The 16,323-nt window shown below is 68.8% G+C and carries 13 protein-coding genes; 3 read left to right on the forward strand and 10 right to left on the reverse strand.

Annotated elements, in window-relative coordinates:
- Window positions 1–22: 22 nt before the first annotated feature.
- Window positions 23–760 (reverse strand): ferritin-like domain-containing protein, encoded by a 738-nt coding sequence (locus BXU09_RS01035; RefSeq protein WP_078299885.1) that lies wholly within the window; start codon window positions 758–760, stop codon window positions 23–25.
- Between the two features lie 218 nt (window positions 761–978).
- Here BXU09_RS01035 and BXU09_RS01040 point away from each other — a divergent pair, with 218 nt between their 5' ends.
- The 3 genes from BXU09_RS01040 to BXU09_RS01050 all read left to right on the forward strand — a co-directional run bounded on the left by BXU09_RS01040 (window position 979) and on the right by BXU09_RS01050 (window position 4,683).
- A complete protein-coding gene (locus BXU09_RS01040; RefSeq protein ID WP_240500875.1) occupies window positions 979–1,959 on the forward strand; it encodes an RluA family pseudouridine synthase in 981 nt (326 codons plus the stop codon).
- A gap of 361 nt (window positions 1,960–2,320) precedes the next feature.
- Window positions 2,321–4,126 carry a DEAD/DEAH box helicase gene (locus BXU09_RS01045; protein ID WP_078299888.1) on the forward strand — a complete coding sequence of 602 codons (1,806 nt, stop codon included), beginning with the start codon at window positions 2,321–2,323 and terminating at the stop codon, window positions 4,124–4,126.
- Window positions 4,127–4,275: 149 nt separating this feature from the next.
- Window positions 4,276–4,683: an META domain-containing protein gene (locus BXU09_RS01050; protein ID WP_078299891.1), complete on the forward strand. Its 408-nt coding sequence runs from the start codon at window positions 4,276–4,278 to the stop codon at window positions 4,681–4,683.
- 26 nt (window positions 4,684–4,709) lie between these two features.
- On the opposite strand, the gene BXU09_RS01055 is transcribed toward BXU09_RS01050, so the two are convergent.
- The 9 genes from BXU09_RS01055 to ilvB all read right to left on the reverse strand — a co-directional run bounded on the left by BXU09_RS01055 (window position 4,710) and on the right by ilvB (window position 16,042).
- Window positions 4,710–5,411 (reverse strand): metallophosphoesterase family protein, encoded by a 702-nt coding sequence (locus BXU09_RS01055; protein WP_346417547.1) that lies wholly within the window; start codon window positions 5,409–5,411, stop codon window positions 4,710–4,712.
- 20 nt (window positions 5,412–5,431) lie between these two features.
- Complete coding sequence (locus tag BXU09_RS01060) at window positions 5,432–5,809, reverse strand: hypothetical protein (protein WP_055363887.1); 378 nt, start codon at window positions 5,807–5,809, stop codon at window positions 5,432–5,434.
- A 155-nt stretch (window positions 5,810–5,964) separates the two neighbouring features.
- Window positions 5,965–6,258: an antibiotic biosynthesis monooxygenase gene (locus BXU09_RS01065; protein ID WP_078299894.1), complete on the reverse strand. Its 294-nt coding sequence runs from the start codon at window positions 6,256–6,258 to the stop codon at window positions 5,965–5,967.
- Window positions 6,259–6,486: 228 nt separating this feature from the next.
- Window positions 6,487–8,061 carry a 2-isopropylmalate synthase gene (locus BXU09_RS01070; protein ID WP_078299896.1) on the reverse strand — a complete coding sequence of 525 codons (1,575 nt, stop codon included), beginning with the start codon at window positions 8,059–8,061 and terminating at the stop codon, window positions 6,487–6,489.
- 254 nt (window positions 8,062–8,315) lie between these two features.
- Entirely contained in the window at window positions 8,316–10,100 is a 1,785-nt protein-coding gene (locus BXU09_RS01075) for a hypothetical protein (protein WP_144011918.1), read from the reverse strand.
- Window positions 10,101–10,125: 25 nt separating this feature from the next.
- Window positions 10,126–12,450 (reverse strand): DUF11 domain-containing protein, encoded by a 2,325-nt coding sequence (locus BXU09_RS01080; RefSeq protein WP_078299900.1) that lies wholly within the window; start codon window positions 12,448–12,450, stop codon window positions 10,126–10,128.
- 133 nt (window positions 12,451–12,583) lie between these two features.
- Window positions 12,584–13,594 (reverse strand): ketol-acid reductoisomerase, encoded by a 1,011-nt coding sequence (gene ilvC, locus BXU09_RS01085; protein WP_078299901.1) that lies wholly within the window; start codon window positions 13,592–13,594, stop codon window positions 12,584–12,586.
- Between the two features lie 124 nt (window positions 13,595–13,718).
- Complete coding sequence (gene ilvN, locus BXU09_RS01090) at window positions 13,719–14,345, reverse strand: acetolactate synthase small subunit (RefSeq protein WP_078299903.1); 627 nt, start codon at window positions 14,343–14,345, stop codon at window positions 13,719–13,721.
- Complete coding sequence (gene ilvB / locus BXU09_RS01095) at window positions 14,342–16,042, reverse strand: biosynthetic-type acetolactate synthase large subunit (protein WP_205684149.1); 1,701 nt, start codon at window positions 16,040–16,042, stop codon at window positions 14,342–14,344. The genes ilvN and ilvB overlap by 4 nt, the downstream gene beginning before the upstream one ends.
- Window positions 16,043–16,323: the final 281 nt, after the last annotated feature.

A 16,323-nucleotide genomic window follows, 5' to 3' on the forward strand; every position in this document is an offset into this window, starting at 1 on the left:
TCTCCTTTCCGTGCAGTGCCGCTCACTTGATGACGGGTTTGACGATCGCCAGGACTTCTGCCATCGTCAGGGGCTTCCAGAACGCGGTGGGCGTCGGGGAGTAGTTCGCGTCGAAGTCGGCGGCGGCGGTGCTGGTGGGCTTCGCGGCGCTCTGGGGGGCAATGTCCGTCTGGCGGGTGGGCGCAGTGTTGTGTCCCAGTTTGACGCGCAGTTCCTGCACGGCGGAGACGTGGTTGGCTTCCACCGCGTGAATGGCGGCGGCGGCAGCGATCAGCTGGGGGTTGCTCAGGCGGGCCACCTGACCCAGGTAGGCGCGCACGCCGACGGGTTCGAGGGTAGCGGCCAGCTGCAGGAACAGCTGATCGTTCACGGTGGCGTTGCCGATCAGGGGGCTGAAGTCGAAGTTGGGCTTGGCGACGAACTTACCGCCCAGGCTGTCGATCGTCTTCTTGAGCGCCTCGACGTGCGAGATCTCGTGCGCGGCGATTTCCTTGGCGTACTCGATCACGCGGGGGTCAGTCAGCTTGCTGGCGTAGGGCCCGCTGCCGATGAAGGCGCTGTAGAACTCTGCTTCCAGGTATTCTAGGGTCAGGGCGTAGTTCAGGATGTCGATGTCCTGCTGCTCGGCTGCCGTTTTGGGGGGCAGGGTGACAGAGCAGGAAACGAGGGCCATGCCTCCGCCGAACAGTGCGGCGTAGCCCATGAACTGACGGCGTGAGGTGCTGTTGACGGCAGATGTGATCTGGGTGTCGTCCGGCATTGAAGCCTCCTTGAGCGGTGTGCGCCGACCTGACCTTCTTCCCTGCTGGGCAGAAGCTCCAGTTCCGGCTGGGTAGGTCGGCGCGTACGCCCCCCTCCTGTCCTCACTCGAACAGCCATATGCAGGGTCCGGCTGATCGGATCACGGGCCGGCCGCAGGGTGAAGACCGCATGAAGAATCCGGCGTGCGCGGCGGCGACGGGCGGTACACTGCGCGCCGTGAATGACGCGCCGCGCCCCGAGTCCAGCCTCCTGACCGCCACGCCGGGCCGGCTGGACGCCGTGCTGTCGGCCCTGACCGGCGCGAGCCGCTCGCAGGTGGCCGGGTGGATCACGGGCGGCTCCGTGCAGGTGGCGGGACAGACAGCCCTGAAACCCGCCCTGAAGTTGCGTGGCGGCGAGGTGATCGGCGTGAGCGTGCCGCCCCCACCCGACGCGACCGTCCGCGCCGAGGACGTGCCTCTGGACGTGCTGTTCGAGGACGAGTCCCTGATCGCCGTGAACAAACCGGCCGGCATGATCACGCACCCCGCGCCGGGCGTGAGTACCGGCACGCTGGTGAACGCCCTGCTGGGCCGCATGAGCCTGCCGCAGCAGGACGGGCACGACGGCCCGGACGGCTACCGGCCCGGCATCGTTCACCGCCTGGACCGCGATACCAGCGGCGTGATCGTGGTCGCCAAGACGGTCGCGGCGCACGCAGCCCTGGCCTCGGCGTTCAAAGACCGCCGGACCCGCAAGACGTACCTGGCGATCGCGGCGGGGCAGTGGAAGGCGCAGGGGCCCGCGCAGGTGGACGCCCCGGTGGGCCGGCACCCGGTGCAGCGGCAACGCATGACGGTCGGCGGCGCGCAACCGCGTGACGCGCAGACGCTGTTCACCCCGCTGGACAGCCTGCCGGACGGGCACGGGCGCACGCTGACGCTGGTGCGGGCGCAGCCACGCACAGGCCGCACGCACCAGATCCGGGTGCATCTGGCGCACCTAGGCAGCCCGATCCTGGGCGACAGCGTGTACGGCCGCGAGAGTGAACTCATGCCCCGGCACGCGCTGCACGCGCAGTTCCTGACCATCCCGCACCCGGTGACGGGCCGCGCGCTGCACCTGCACGCTCCGGTTCCGGACGACATGCTGAGCGCCTGGATCAGCCTGGGCGGCCGCCTGCCCGTCACCCTGGACGTTCCGCCGCGCGACGGGTGATACGGACTCCGTCCGTTGTTGCGGCCCCGCCCTGCCGACGCACCCCGGCCCAGGCTGCGGCGCGCAGGGGGCAGGTCAGCGCACCGCACGGCGCCCGGCGTGCGCTAGACTGCCGGGCAGATCAAACCCGGTGCGTCTCGCGGCGCGGATCAGGATGGACAGGCGGTCAGGCCGGGTCCGGCTGTTCTCGTGCGTCTGTCACTTGCATTCCGGGCGAACTTGCTGTAATCTCTTAATTCGTGCGCCGCAGCGGGAGATACCCGGGCGGCTGGAGAGTGCCCCCACTTTCAGGACATGCGTGATGCCGGGATTCAAGGCGTTTGCTGGTCACTGGGGCTGTGCTTTCCCGAAAGGACCACAAATGAACTTTGACCAACTGATTGCGCCCGAACTCGCGGCGCGTCTCGCCGAGCGCGGTATCACCGAAGCCAGCCCCATCCAGGCCGAGAGCCTGCCCCACACCCTGCAGGGCCGCGACATGATCGGCCGCGCCCGCACCGGCACCGGCAAGACGCTGGCGTTCGCGCTGCCCATCATCACCAAGCTGGAACCCAGCCGTGAACGCGGCCGTCTGCCCCGCGCCATCGTGGTCGCCCCGACCCGCGAGCTGGCCAAGCAGGTCGCCGAGGAGTTCAGCAAGAGCGGCCAGGGCCTGACGACCGTCACCGTGTACGGCGGCGCCGCCTACGCCCCGCAGGAGAACGCGCTGCGCCGCGGCGTCGACGTCATCGTCGGCACCCCCGGCCGCCTGATCGACCACATCGAACGCGGCAACATCGACCTGGCTGCCGTCGAGTTCGCGGTGCTGGACGAGGCCGACGAGATGCTCAGCGTGGGCTTCGCCGACGCCATCGAGACGATCCTCCAGCGCACGCCCGAAGGCCGCCAGACGCTGCTGTTCAGCGCCACGCTGACCAACGACATTCACCGCCTGTCGAAGAAGTACCTGAACAACCCCATCGTGATCGACATGGTCGGCGAGGGCAAGAGCCAGGCTGCGCAGACCGTCGAGCACCTGAAGATCCGCGTGGGCCGCGCCCGTACCCGCGTGCTGGCCGACCTGCTCACCATCTACAACCCGGAAAAGGCCATCGTCTTCACCCGCACCAAGCGTGAAGCCGACGAACTGGCCAACGAACTGATCCACCGCGGCATCGAGTCCGAGGCGCTGCACGGCGACCTCGCGCAGAGCCAGCGTGAACGCGCCCTGGGTGCCTTCCGCAACGGCCGCGCCAACGTGCTGGTCGCCACCGACGTGGCCGCCCGCGGTCTGGACATCCCAGAGGTCGATCTGGTGGTCCAGTACCACCTGCCGCAGGACCCCGAGAGCTACGTGCACCGTTCCGGCCGCACCGGCCGCGCGGGCCGCACCGGCACCGCCATCATCATGTACGGCGACCGCGAGCAGCGCGAAGTGATGGGCCTGGAACGCGTGACCGGCGTGCGCTTCATCGAGCGTCCCCTGCCCACCCCCAAGGAAGTGCAGGGTGCCAGCGCCCGCACGAGCGCCGAGATGGTCCGCAAGGTGGACAGCGGCGTCGCGCAGACCTTCCAGGCGGAAGCCGAGCGTCTGTTCAGCGAACTGGGCCTGGAAGCCCTGGCCCGCGCGCTGGCCAAGATCAGCGGCGTGACCGAGCCCGTCAAGGCCGCCAGCCTGCTCAGCGGTGAGGAAGGTCAGACGACCATCATCCTGCACGCCGAGCGCATGAGCGTGGCCCGCGCCGTGGCGCTGCTGGCCCGCAACGCCGACATCGACACCCGCAGGCTCGGCAAGATCCGTCAGTGGCGTGGTGGCGCGGTGGCCGACGTGCCCAGCGAACTCGTTCAGAAGCTGATGAGCGCTAGCCCGCTGGAAGGCGAAGTGACCGTCGAGATCGCGCAGGAACTGCCGGAACTGTTCGAGCAGCCCACCCGTGAGCGCCGTGAAGGCGGCTACCAGGGCGGCGGCCGCAGTGGCCGTGACGAGGGTGGCTACCGTGGCGGCGGCAGCCGTGGCGGGTACCAGGGTCAGGGCGGCGGAAGCCGCGGCGGGTACCAGGGCCAGGGCGGCGGCAACCGTGGCGGTCAGGGCGGCGGAGGCGGTCAGGGTCGCTGGAGCCGTGACGACCGTGGCGGCCGTCCCCGCGAGGACTTCGCGGACCGTGAATTCGTTCCTGCCGGTCGCTGAACTCCACTGACCTGCACCTGAAGACCTGAATCTGAAAGCCCCCGTCCCTCACAGTGAGGAACGGGGGCTTTTTCAGCTGCCGGCCGCCTGCCACCTATAAAAGTGATGGCAGCCACTTTCGTCCGGGGTGAGAGCAGGACAATCAGAACATGAAGAAATTCACACTCGCACTTCTGCTGCTCGGGACCGGTACGGCGCAGATCGCCCTCAGCCCGGACCTCAACGGCAGCTGGAAGATCGTCGGCTGGACCCTCCCCGACGCCGTCCCCGTGAAGAACCGCCTGCCGCAGCTGAACATCCAGGGCGACCGCCTGACCGGCACCACCGGCTGTAACCGACTGAACGGCACACTGCGCCTGAACGGCAACAGCGTCACCTTCAGCGCCATCAACACCACCCGCATGGCCTGCCCAGCAGCCGTTGCCGCCCAGGAACAGGCGCTGCTCAAGGCCCTCTCCGGCCGCACCCTGACCGCCACGCGTGTGCAGGACAGCCTGACCCTCGACACCGGGGCCGGCATGCTGAACATCCGCCGCATGACGGTCCAGACTCCCTGACTGGCCAGCCCGCCTGACAGCGGTGTTCAGGGTTCCCGGCCGTCCGTCATCCAGCGGGCCTCGAACGCGGCGGCCTGGGGCGGAGCGTGCTCCCGCGCCCAGGCGGCCGCCCCGGCCACGTCGTATACGGTGCGGCGAAACTCAGGAGTCCAGTGACCGGCGCGGCGGGTCAGCAGACCCCAGCGGGCCAGCGGCAGCCTGTCCTTCTGGCGGGACACCGGGCCGACATTCATGACCGTCACGCCGTCCACGACGGCCAGCATCTCGCGGTGCGTGTGACCCACCACGCAGACCTGCCCTCCCCCGTCCGCCGTGAAACCGTCCAGTCGCTCGCGCAACTCCGCGAACCGCGCCGGGCGGGTGCGGCCCGCAGGCGTCCCGGTCAACATCAGATCCTCCCAGGGATTGCGGGGGCTGCCGTGTGCGGCACGCACCTCTCCTCCGGCCACGTCCACTCGTACGGGCAGGTCGGCCAGTCGCGCGGGGAGGTCCGGGGGCAGTTGCGAACGCAGCCACTCGCGCATGCCCTCCCGCCCGTCCCGCAGCCCCGCCACGCGCTCGTCGGTGTTGCCGCGCACGCTGGGCGGCGCGAACTCAGCCTGCAACGCCCACGCGGCAGCCGGGTCGGCGGCCCCCCATACCGTATCCCCCAGGTTCAGGATCAGGTCCGGAGCGGCCGCGCGGATGTCGTCCAGCACGGCCCGCAGCGCGAAGGCGTTGCCATGCACGTCCGACAGGACGGCGATTCTCAGCGCCGACCGCCCGCGCCGGGACGCCGCACCGCCGCGAAGATCAGCGAGAACAGCGCCACCGTCACCACGTACCCGACCAGGGACGCGCCGGGACTGAACACCGGGCTCAGGACGTCATGCGCGAACTTGTAGATGGCGTAGGGCACCGCCCAGCCCAGCGCGAACAGACCCGCGCGCCGCAGGTAATCCGGGGTAACGCTCGCCTGCGGAAAGTACCGCATGGGCAGCAGCATGGCGGGCAGCAGCAGCAACTGCGCGGCGTAGAACCACCACGGCAGGTTCGGCAGTCCGTACTCCAGCGAGGCGAAAACGATATTCACGACGGCAATCACAGCGCCGGTGATCAGGGCAGTCCTCAGAAACGGGTTCGTCACGCCCACCATGCTGCCACGAAGCGTCCCATCAAACGACCTGCCCGCATGAAGACACCTGAATCAGCCTTCCCCGTCACCGCCACCCGCCGGGCGCGGCCGGATCGCCTCCAACCGCAGCGGGCAGACCACAGTACCGGGGTTCACAACACCTGGGTTCACAGGGTGACCCTCACGAAATGCTCGACCGTCGGGAACGGATCGTAGAAGTGATGCAGCAGCGAACGCCATTCCTGGTACCCGGGGCTGCCCCGGAAGCCGACCGTGTGGTCCTCCAGCGTCTCCCACCAGATCAGTAGCGCGTACCGGTGACGGTCCTCCACGCAACGCTGAAGCTCGTGCCGCACGTACCCGCCCATGCCCGCGACGATGCGCTGCGCCTGCGCGAAGGCGACCTCGAACGCAGGGCTCTGGCCGGGGCGGATCTGAAGCGTCGCGATTTCCAGAATCATCTGCCCTCCTGCATACCACGGGGAGACCAGTGCACCCGGCCTCCCCGTCCTTCAGCCGCGAAGCGGCGGACCCATCACCTTTCTACCCTCACCTCATACGGATTCCGTTTGTTTCGCTGACAATCCGGAACTTCACCGGATTGCCAGCTCCACGTCCGGAACCCGTTTTGCTCCCACTCGCTCTGCTCGGCTTGAATGGCTTTGCAGCCCATTCAATCGGAGTCCGTTTCAGATGCGGCCGGGGGCGAATTCGCCCTGGCGGCGTTCGGCGCCCATGCCGGCGACGATCATGTTCTGGATGCGGATCCAGGCGCGGGCGCTGGATTCGACCACGTCGGTGGAGACGCCGCTGCCGTGCAGCAGGGTCTCGCCGTGGCGGGCGCTGATGCTGACCTCGCCCAGCGCGTCGCCGCCGCCCGTGACGGCCTGAATCCGGTAGCTTTCCATGGTGGGGGCGATGCCCGTGATGCGGTTGATGGCCTGCACGGCCGCCTCGACCGGACCGTCGCCGTGCGCGGTGGCCTCCACGGACCCGTCGGGGGTGGTCAGGCGGACGAAGGCGACGGGCGTCATGTTCATGCCGCTGGTGATCTGGAAGGCTTCCAGCGTGAAGGTCTGCGGCACGTCGGTGCGGGCATCCACCAGGGCGCGCAGGTCATCGGCGAAGATCTGGCCCTTGCGGTCGGCGAGGTCCTTGAAGCGCGTGAACAGATGCTGGACCTTGTCGTCGGGCAGGTCCGCGTAGCCCAGGTCGTTCAGGGCCTTGCGGAACGCGGCGCGGCCCGAGTGCTTGCCCATGACCAGCACGGCGGCCTCGCGGCCGACCAGTTCGGCGTTCATGATCTCGTACGTCTCGCGGGCCTTGATCACGCCGTCCTGGTGGATGCCGCTCTCGTGCGCGAACGCGTTGTCCCCGACGATGGCCTTGTTGGGCTGCACGGGCATGCCGCTCAGGCGGCTGACCAGTCGGCTGGCCCGGTACAGTTCGCGGGTGCGGATGCCGGTTTCCAGGCCGTAGTGGTCGCGGCGGGTGTGGAAGGCCATGACCAGTTCTTCCAGGCTGGCGTTCCCGGCGCGCTCACCGATGCCGTTGATGGTGCATTCGATCTGCCGCGCGCCGCCCTCGGCCGCCGCGATGGAGTTCGCGACGGCCATGCCCAGGTCGTCGTGGCAGTGGGCGCTCAGGATGATGTGCGCGGGAATGGCGGCGCGGATCTCGCTGAACATCGCGCGGATCTCCTGGGGCGTGGTGTACCCGACCGTGTCGGGGATGTTCAGGGTGGTTGCGCCGGCCTCCACGGCCGCCTGGAAGATGCGGATCAGGAAGGGAATGTCGCTGCGGGTGGCATCCTCGGCGCTGAATTCCACGTCGTCCACGAAGGTGCGGGCGTAAGTGACGGCCTGCACGGCGCGCTCGACGACCGCGTCGGGTTCCAGTTGCAGTTTCTTCTGCATGTGAATGGGGCTGGTCGCGATGAACGTGTGAATGCGGGGTTTCGCGGCGGCCTCGACGGCTTTCGCGGCGGCCTCGATGTCCGGGCGGGCGGCGCGGGCCAGTCCAGTGATGACGGGGCCGCGCACCTCGCGGGCGATGCGACTCACGCCTTCCAGGTCGCCGGGGCTGGCGATGGGGAACCCGGCCTCGATGACGTCCACGCCCAGGCGGGCCAGCTGATGCGCGATTTCCAGTTTCTGCGAGTGGTTCAGGGCCACGCCGGGGCTCTGCTCGCCGTCACGCAGGGTGGTGTCGAAGATGATGATGCGGTTGGAATCGGTCGTCTGGGTCGCGGTTGTCTGGGTCATGGCGGGGCTCCTGTAGGGTGGGCGCGTGAGGGGGATGGGCATGAAAAAACCCCGGAGGGGAGTCCTCCGGGGGCGTTCCAGGCATGCGCTTCGCTGCCGTTCACTCCACCGGAGGACGGGTAAGAAGAAGCAGACCGAACGCGTTCATGACCCGGAGTGTAAGCGCAGTCCGGGACCGCGTGCAAGAGTTGTCTGGAATGCAGGCACGGCGGGCGGGGAGCGCCGCGCGCACCTGATCTCCCGGAGGAGGCAGCTTACAGAAGTTGCGCGGCCTGCAGTTCTTCTTTCAGGGCGCGCAGGGTCGGGTATTCCTGCGTCAGCAGTCGCGCGGCGGACTGAGCCTCGGCCCGGCCGATGAGGGGAGCTGCGTCCCGCAGGGTCCGGGCGGCCGACTGGTAGTGCGCGCGGCTGCGTCCTGCGATGTGGGCGGCCGCGACCTGAATGATCAGTGCCAGCGCCTGCTCTGCCGGGAGTTGCAGCGCGAGTTGCCGGGCGAGGTCCAGGCCGAGAACGCCGACGGGATCTGGCACGCCATGCAGGAGTTTCGCGGCGCGTTCCGGCTGCTGTTCGCGCAGCAGCAGCCGGACCAGGGGCGGCAGGTGCGGACCGTCCGGCCGCGCGGCCCAGTGCGTGATCAGGGTTTCGCGGTCGGCGGGCCAGTCGGGGCTGACGGTCTTCAGCTGCGTGATCCAGAACGGGGCGTCAGCGTGGGCGGGCGGGAGTTGCATCAGGGCGTCGCGGGCAACGGCGTGCGCCTCGGCGCGTCGGTTCTGTTCGTTCAGGTGCGTGAACAGCCAGCGGCGCGCCCAGGGGTCCGGCCGGGTCCGCGCGAACGCTTCCAGGTGGGCGAGCGCTCCGCTGTCCTGAAACAGTCCGGCCACCACACTGAGACTGAGTTCGGGGTGTTCCGCGAGCAGCGCGGTCGCCTCTTCGGGCTGGCCGCTGTCCAGCAGGGCCGCCGTGATCATGAAGGAATCGCCCGTGGCGCGGGCCAGCGCGAGGTTCTCGTGAGCACTCAGGTCACCGGTCGAGGCCAGAGCGTACAGCGTCCGCGCCCGTCGCTGGCGGGCATACTCCCCGGTTTCACCGTCGTGCAGGCCGCGCACCAACGCCACGGTCCGGGCGCGGTCCTCTGCAGGCAGTTCAGTGAACAGATCCAGTTGCCCGTCGATTTCATGACCCGGCCAGCCGAGGTTCGCTACGGATTCGTGCAGGGTGCCGAGGGCTGCGCCCTGCAGTTCGGCGGGCAGGGGCCGGGCCAGCAGGGACAACAGGGCCGCGCGGGCGGGTTCGACCAGGGTGGACAGGTCGTCGAGCGCAAGGTCGGGCTGCTGTGCGTTCAGGCCGTGACAGCCGTCCAGTGTCGCCTGAATGGCCGCGAGGGCGCTGCGTTGCGCAGCGTGATCTCCGGTGAGGGCCGCCGCGACCAGTTCCTGGAGTTCTTCCAGCATGGGGGTCAGTTCGCTGAAGTCCGGGCCGTCCCAGTCGTTCTCCCAGTGCCAGTGATCCTCGTCCGGGAGCTCCAGAAGGTCGAAAGCCACCCGGATTCGTCCGGGCAGGTCGCTGGTGGCGCCCGCGCCGTCCGGTTGAACCTGCGCGGTGGTCGGCTGGGCACTGGACTGGGTGGTGGGCTGGGTCAGGAGCACGCTCAGCAGGTCCGGCTCGCGTGACAGCATGCGGCGGATGACGGCGCGCAGGGCCGGTGCGTCCAGTGCGTCCAGCGCGGCGTCCAGCGGCGGAAATTCCCGGAAGTCGTCCGGGGCGGTGACCGCGCGGGCCAGGAGCGCCGCCACGTGCTTGCACCGACCGTCACCCCCGACCGGACAGGAACACACGGCGTCCTGAACCTGACCCCGGTCAATGGTGACGGTGACGCTGTACCGCTCCTGCCCGTGTGCGGAGCCGCGCAGCGTGATCGCCGGGCCGTCCGGCTGGGCACTCAGGCCAGTGAGGGACGACACGTACGGCTGGCCTTTATGCCACTCGCGCTCTCCGGCGTACGAGAGGGCCGCTGCTTTCTGGAGGGTAAATCCGGTCACCTGCCCAGCGTACCGGCTGCGCCTCTCAGCGGACGCTGGCGCGGAAACAGACGCTACCGGTTTCACCGACGGGAACGGCTCCCAGGCGCACGCTGATGTCCTGCCCGCTGATGCTGCCGGTGTCGGCGTCGGCGGCCGAGGTGAGGCTCACGGTCCCTGCGGGGCGCGTGACGAGCAGGCCCAGGCCCGCGCCGAACGCGCCGGGCTGCGGGAGGGTCTGCGGGGGCGAGGTGTCGCGCAGCACGAAGTTCGCGGCGTCACCGCCACTGACCCGGTATGCGATGCAGTACTCGAGAATCTCGCCGGGCATCGCGATGGACGTGGTGCTGGCCGCGCCGCCGCGCGTGACGTTGCGCACGCTCTTGGTCAGGATCACGACGGGCGGCTGGGCAGCCACGGTGACGGTATCGCTGGCGGCGTTGTTGCCGGTCTGCGCGGCCGCTTCCCCTCCTCCGCTCACGCTGGCGGTGTTGGTGTACGTACCGTCCGGGCTGACGAGGACGGTCAGCGTCACGTCCGGGTAGCTGCCGCCGGGGTTCAGGGGGTCGGCGCGGGTGCAGCGCAGCGGCGACACGGTACAGGTCCAGCCGGGCCCGCTGATGCTCTGCGCGGTCATCCCGGCGGGCAGGGTGTCGGTCAGGGTGACGGTACCGGTCGTGGGGGCGGGTCCGGCGTTCGAGACGCGCAGCGTGAACGTGCCGGGCACGCCGGTGCGGAAGCTGCTGGTGTGGGTTTTCGTGACGCTGAGGTCCGGGCCGGCGACGGTCACGCGGGCCGGTTGATCTCCGGCGGTCACGGGGTCGCTGTCGCTGGTGTCCGAGACGGCCGTGCCCAGGGTCTGCTGACGGTAGTTGACCGTGCCGGTGTTGTCGATGACGGTGCCGCCGGGCGTTCCGGCATTCACGGTGACCCGGAACCGCACCCGGCTTTCCTCGTTGGGCAGGACCGATCCGCCTGTGGCGGCGGTCGCGCCGGTGCCCACCCGGAACACCACGCGGTTGCCGGCCGCGTCGAATTCCGCCTGGTCGTCGCCGGCCAGGTCCGTTTTCGGGCCGGCGTTCGCGCCGGTGATGGTCATGGAGCTCGGCAGGTAGGTGGTGCCGGCCGGGATGGGGTCGGTCAGGACGACGTTCAGGGCGCCGTCGTTCCCCTGGTTGCGGATCACCAGTTCGTATTCCAGGGTGTCGCCGGGCAGCAGCACGCCGCCGTTCAGGTCGGTGACGGTCTTGGTCAGGGCGTCCTTGATGTTCGGGACGAAGATCTCGGTGGCCAGGGTGATCACGCCGGGGAAGATCACGTCGCTGTTCGTGCCGATCACGCGCACCACGGCGGAGGTGCTGCCGTTCGGGAGGGGCGTGTTCGGCGTGAAGGTGTCCATGTCCACGCCCAGGGTGTTCGTGAAGGTGGGGGCGCGGCCCCCGGTGACGTCCGTGCCGCCGCCCGCCGCGCCCGTCGTGACCGAGATGGTCGAGTTGAACACGTCGTTGACCGGGTTGACGGTGTTCGACACGGTGTTCAGGGTGGCGGTGGTCGGCCCGAAGCGCAGGCTGCCCTGCGGGTTGGCGGACGCGCCCTCCTGGGAGCCACGGTCACCGTCGTACGCGACGACGCCGATGGTGCTCCTGACCGTGCCCACGCTGGGCGTGATGAACCCACTGACCGAGATGTCCACCGGAACGGCGGCGTTGTTCGCCTGGAGGAAACCGTCGAACACCGCGAGGTTCCGGGTCGGCTGGGCCGGGTTGCGGTACGCGACGACCAGCGTCCAACTGGCCCAGTTGTTGCTGCCGGCCGTACTGGCCACGTTCCCGGCGGTGTACCGGCCGCTGCCGCCGGCCTGCACGAGGGCCGTGACGTCCACGAACGACTGGTAGTTGCTCCCGATGGCACTGGTGCGCGTGGCGGTCAGCGCGACGCTGCTGCCGGCGGTGGCGGGCGTGGCGAGACGCACGGCGGCGCGGTTGGCGGCGCTGCTGCTGACGCCCGACCAGTACAGTCCGGCGAACAGGACGCTGCTGCCGCTGCCCAGCGTCAGGGTGGCGGAGCTGGAGTTGGTGGTCAGGGGGTCCGTGTCGGTATCCACGGCCTGCATGTACACGCCGTTGTTGGTGGCGGTCCCACCAGACCGGGCGGTGTTGCAGGCCGTGATCTGCGCGGCGGTGGCGGGGGAGGTCGTCAGACAGTGGAAGTTCACGTTCCCGATCAGCACGATGTCGCCGTTCGTGGCCTGATTGCTGTAGCGGGTGCCGAACGCCTGCTGTGCCGACGCGCTTCCCAGCAGCGCCAGGAGGGTCAGCAGCGTTCCCAACAGGAGTGTCGGAATCTGCAGGGGGTATGGGGGCAGGCGCATGGTGCCTCTCACCTTAAGCCCCGGCGCATGTCGATTTCCTCACATCTGCGCACTCCCCCACCGGGGGCGCCGAGGTACAGCACAGAGGCCGGGCCTCCCTTCACGGAATGCCCGGCCCCTGAACTTCGGGTGCTTAAACTTCGAGTGCTTTCTTGGTGATGAACGGCATCTGGTCGCGCAGTTCCTTCCCGACGACTTCCAGGGTGTGGCCGCGCATCTTGCCGCGCTGCTCTTCCATGAAGGGGAAGCCGGCCTCGGCGTCGGCGATGAATCGCTCGGCGAACTTGCCGGTCTGGATGTCGCTCAGGACGCGGCCCATCTCGGCTTTCGTCTCGGCGGTCACGACGCGCGGCCCGGTCACGTAGTCACCGAACTCGGCGGTGTTGGAAATGCTGTGGCGCATGCCCTCGAAGCCCTTCTCGTAGATCAGGTCCACGATCAGTTTCACCTCGTGCAGCGTCTCGAAGTACGCGATCTCGGGCTGGTAGCCGGCCTCGACCAGCGTCTCGAAGCCCGCCTGGATCAGGTGGGTCACGCCGCCGCACAGCACGGCCTGCTCGCCGAACAGGTCGGTCTCGGTTTCTTCCTTGAAGGTGGTTTCCAGCACGCCGGCGCGGGTGCAGCCGATGCCGCTGGCGTACGCCAGGGCGATGTCGCGCGCCTTGCCGGTGGCGTCCTGCTGCACGGCAAAGATGCCGGGCATGCCCGCCCCGTCGGCGTAGACGCGGCGCAGCATGTGACCGGGGCCCTTGGGCGCTACGAGAAACACGTCCACGCCAGCGGACGGCGTGATGCGGCCGAAGTGCACGTTGAAGCCGTGACCGAAGGCCAGCGCCTTGCCGTCCGCGAGGTTCGGGGCGATGCTCTGCTCGTACACGGCGGGCTGCTGCTCGTCGGGGATCAGGAGCATGACCACGTCCGCTTCCTTCGTGGCATCCTCGATGCTGGCGACGCGCAGTCCGGCCTGCTCGGCCTTGGCGCGGCTGGCGCTGCCTTCACGCAGGCCCACGACGACGTTGAAGCCGCTGTCGCGGAGGTTCTGCGCGTGCGCGTGCGCCTGGCTGCCGTAGCCGATGATGGCGATCAGCCGGTTCTCGATGGGGGCGGTGCTCACGTCGCGGTCGTAGTACATTTTTGCAGCCATGTTGGGGATTCTCCTACAGAAAGTGAGTGGGGGCAGGGTGTGGGCTAGGCGGGTTCATGGGGTGGATGGTTGATAGTTGAAGGTTGACGGGTTTTCTTTCGACCATCGACCATCGACCATCGACCTAGAACAGGTTGGGGACTTCGCGGGCGCGTTCCTCGCGGGGCTGTTCGATCTGCACGGCAGGCTTGAGGGCCTGCGTCTCGCCGTGGTACACGTGGCCGGGAATGTCGGCGTTGCTGCCGCGTGTCAGGGCGATGCGGCCGGTACGCATGGTTTCCAGGATGCCGAAGGGACGCATCTGCTCGATGAAGGCGGTCAGTTTGCCCTCGTCGCCCGTGACCTCGAAGGTCAGGGCGTGGCGGCCCACGTCCACGATGCGGCTGCGGAAGTCCTCGGCGATCTGGCGGACCTCGACGCGGTTCTCGGGCGTGATGGCGACCTTCACGAGGACCAGTTCGCGGTCCACGTACTTCTCGAGGCTGTGGTCGATGATGCGGACCACGTCGTGCAGTTTCTCCAGTTGCCGGATGGCCTGCTCGACCACGCCCCGGTCACCGCTGACGACGATGGTCATGCGGGACACGCCGGGGTGCTCGGTGCTGCCGACCGACAGGCTCTTGATGTTGTACCCACGCCGGCCGAACAGGGCCGTGATGCGGGTCAGGACGCGGGGTTCGTCGCGGACCAGGATGGACAGCAGTTGCTCGGGGTTGGGTTCGTACTGGTGGGGAATGGTTGCCTGTGTCATGCGTTGCGGGCCTCCTCGGCCACCTCGGCCATCTCAGGCTGGGGGGTGCGGGCGGGTTCGGTTTCCAGCATCTCGTACAGCGCCGCGCCGGCCGGGACCATGGGGAACACGGCGTGTTCGTGCGGCACGACGACTTCCAGCAGGGCACTCTTCGGGTCGGCCAGCCACGCGTCGATGGCGGCCGGGAGTTCCTCGGCGCTGCTGGCGCGGTAGCCGGGCACGCCGTACGCGTCGGCCAGTTTGATGAAGTCCGGGTTGCTGTCGCCCAGCCAGACCTCGGAGTAGCGTTTGCCATGGAACATCTCCTGCCACTGGCGGACCATGCCCAGGAACGAGTTGTTGATGATGCAGATCTTGACGTTCCGTACGTCGTACATCTTGAGGGTCGCGAGTTCCTGCGCGGTCATCTGGAACCCGCCGTCCCCGGCGATGACGACGCTGCGCACGCCGGGTTCGGCCATGCCGGCACCGATCGCGGCGGGGAAACCGAAGCCCATGGTACCCAGCCCGCCGGAGTTGATCCAGCGGCGGGGTTTCTCGAAGCGGGCGAGTTGCGCGGCGAGCATCTGGTGCTGGCCCACGTCGGAACTCAGGATGTCGTCCGGGCCGAGGCGGTCCACGACGGCTTTCACGGCGTACCCGGCGCCCCAGTGTTCGGGCATCTGGGTGCGGGACTTCCACTCCTCGACCTGCGCTTTCCACTCGGGGCGGTCCAGGGGGTGGGCGCCCTGCATAAGCATCTGCGCGGCCACTTTCGCGTCGCCGCGCACCGGGACGTGCGTGCGGATGATCTTGCCGATCTCGGCCGCATCGAGTTCCACGTGAATGATGCTGGCTTTCGGCGCGAAGCCGTTCACGCGGCCCGTCACGCGGTCATCGAAGCGCAGGCCGATGCCGATCAGCACGTCCGCCTCGCTGATCGCGCGGTTCGCGGCGACGCTGCCGTGCATGCCGGGCATGCCCAGCCACAGGGGATCGCTGCTGGGGAAGGCGCCCAGGCCCATCAGGGTCGTGATGACCGGAATGTCCCACGCGCGGGCCAGGGCGGTGACCTCGGCGGCGGCGTCCAGGCTGCCGCCGCCCACCATGATCACGGGCTGCTGCGCCGCGCGGATCAGTTCCAGGGCGCGGTCAACGGCGTCCTGGCTGGGGGCCGGGATTTCCGGGCGGGCGTGCGGGACGGGAATCTCGCCGTGGTACGGGGCCAGCTGGATGTCCTTGGGAATGTCCACCAGCACCGGTCCCGGTCGGCCCGAACGGGCGATGCGGATCGCCTCGGCCACGATGCGCGGCAGGTCCTGCACGTCACGGACCACGTAGTTGTGCTTGGTGATGGGCAGCGTGATGCCGGTGATGTCGGCCTCCTGGAACGCGTCGGTGCCCATCAGGTGCGAGGCGACGTTCCCGGTGATGGCCAGCAGCGGCACGCTGTCGAGCATGGCGTCGGCCAGTCCGGTCACGAGGTTGGTGGCGCCGGGACCGCTGGTGGCCATGCACACGCCGATCTCGCCGGTCGCCTTGGCCCACCCTTCTGCGGCGTGCGCGGCGCCCTGCTCGTGGCGGGCCAGGACGTGCCGGACTTCCGGGTAGTAGGTCAGGGCGTCGTACACGGGCATGATCGCCCCGCCGGGGTAGCCGAACACGGTGCTGATGCCGTGGCTGGCCAGCGTGGCCCACAGGGCCTTGGCGCCGTTCATGTCGCCCCGCCCGGGTTGGCCGGGCTCCTGCTTCGTCTGGTCGTGCGCGCTGTCTGAACTCATGACTCCTCCTTACCTGCCTGCTGGACCTGCCTGCTGAACCTGCTGAACTGCCGTGCCCTGCTGAGAATGAAAAACCCCCGCTGGTGGGCGGGGGTGTGCGAAGTGGCGCGGACGCCTAGCCTCGGAAACCCCCGATGCTAAGAAGTACCACCACGATCTGCGCACTCATGCCTACACCATAGGCCGCGGCCTGAACCGGGTGCAAGCAGCGTCTAGAC

Origin of the sequence: Deinococcus sp. LM3, assembly GCF_002017875.1 — a bacterium.
GTDB lineage: Bacteria > Deinococcota > Deinococci > Deinococcales > Deinococcaceae > Deinococcus.

Coding starts and splice junctions, on each gene's coding strand:
- BXU09_RS01065 (WP_078299894.1), bottom strand. CDS start 6,258: ATGATTCTGGAAATCGCGACGCTTCAGATCCGCCCCGGCCAGAGCCCT.
- BXU09_RS01070 (WP_078299896.1), bottom strand. CDS start 8,061: ATGACCCAGACAACCGCGACCCAGACGACCGATTCCAACCGCATCATC.
- ilvB (WP_205684149.1), bottom strand. CDS start 16,042: ATGAACGGCGCCAAGGCCCTGTGGGCCACGCTGGCCAGCCACGGCATC.
- ilvC (WP_078299901.1), bottom strand. CDS start 13,594: ATGGCTGCAAAAATGTACTACGACCGCGACGTGAGCACCGCCCCCATC.
- BXU09_RS01035 (WP_078299885.1), bottom strand. CDS start 760: ATGCCGGACGACACCCAGATCACATCTGCCGTCAACAGCACCTCACGC.
- BXU09_RS01050 (WP_078299891.1), top strand. CDS start 4,276: ATGAAGAAATTCACACTCGCACTTCTGCTGCTCGGGACCGGTACGGCG.
- BXU09_RS01045 (WP_078299888.1), top strand. CDS start 2,321: ATGAACTTTGACCAACTGATTGCGCCCGAACTCGCGGCGCGTCTCGCC.
- ilvN (WP_078299903.1), bottom strand. CDS start 14,345: ATGACACAGGCAACCATTCCCCACCAGTACGAACCCAACCCCGAGCAA.
- BXU09_RS01080 (WP_078299900.1), bottom strand. CDS start 12,450: ATGCGCCTGCCCCCATACCCCCTGCAGATTCCGACACTCCTGTTGGGA.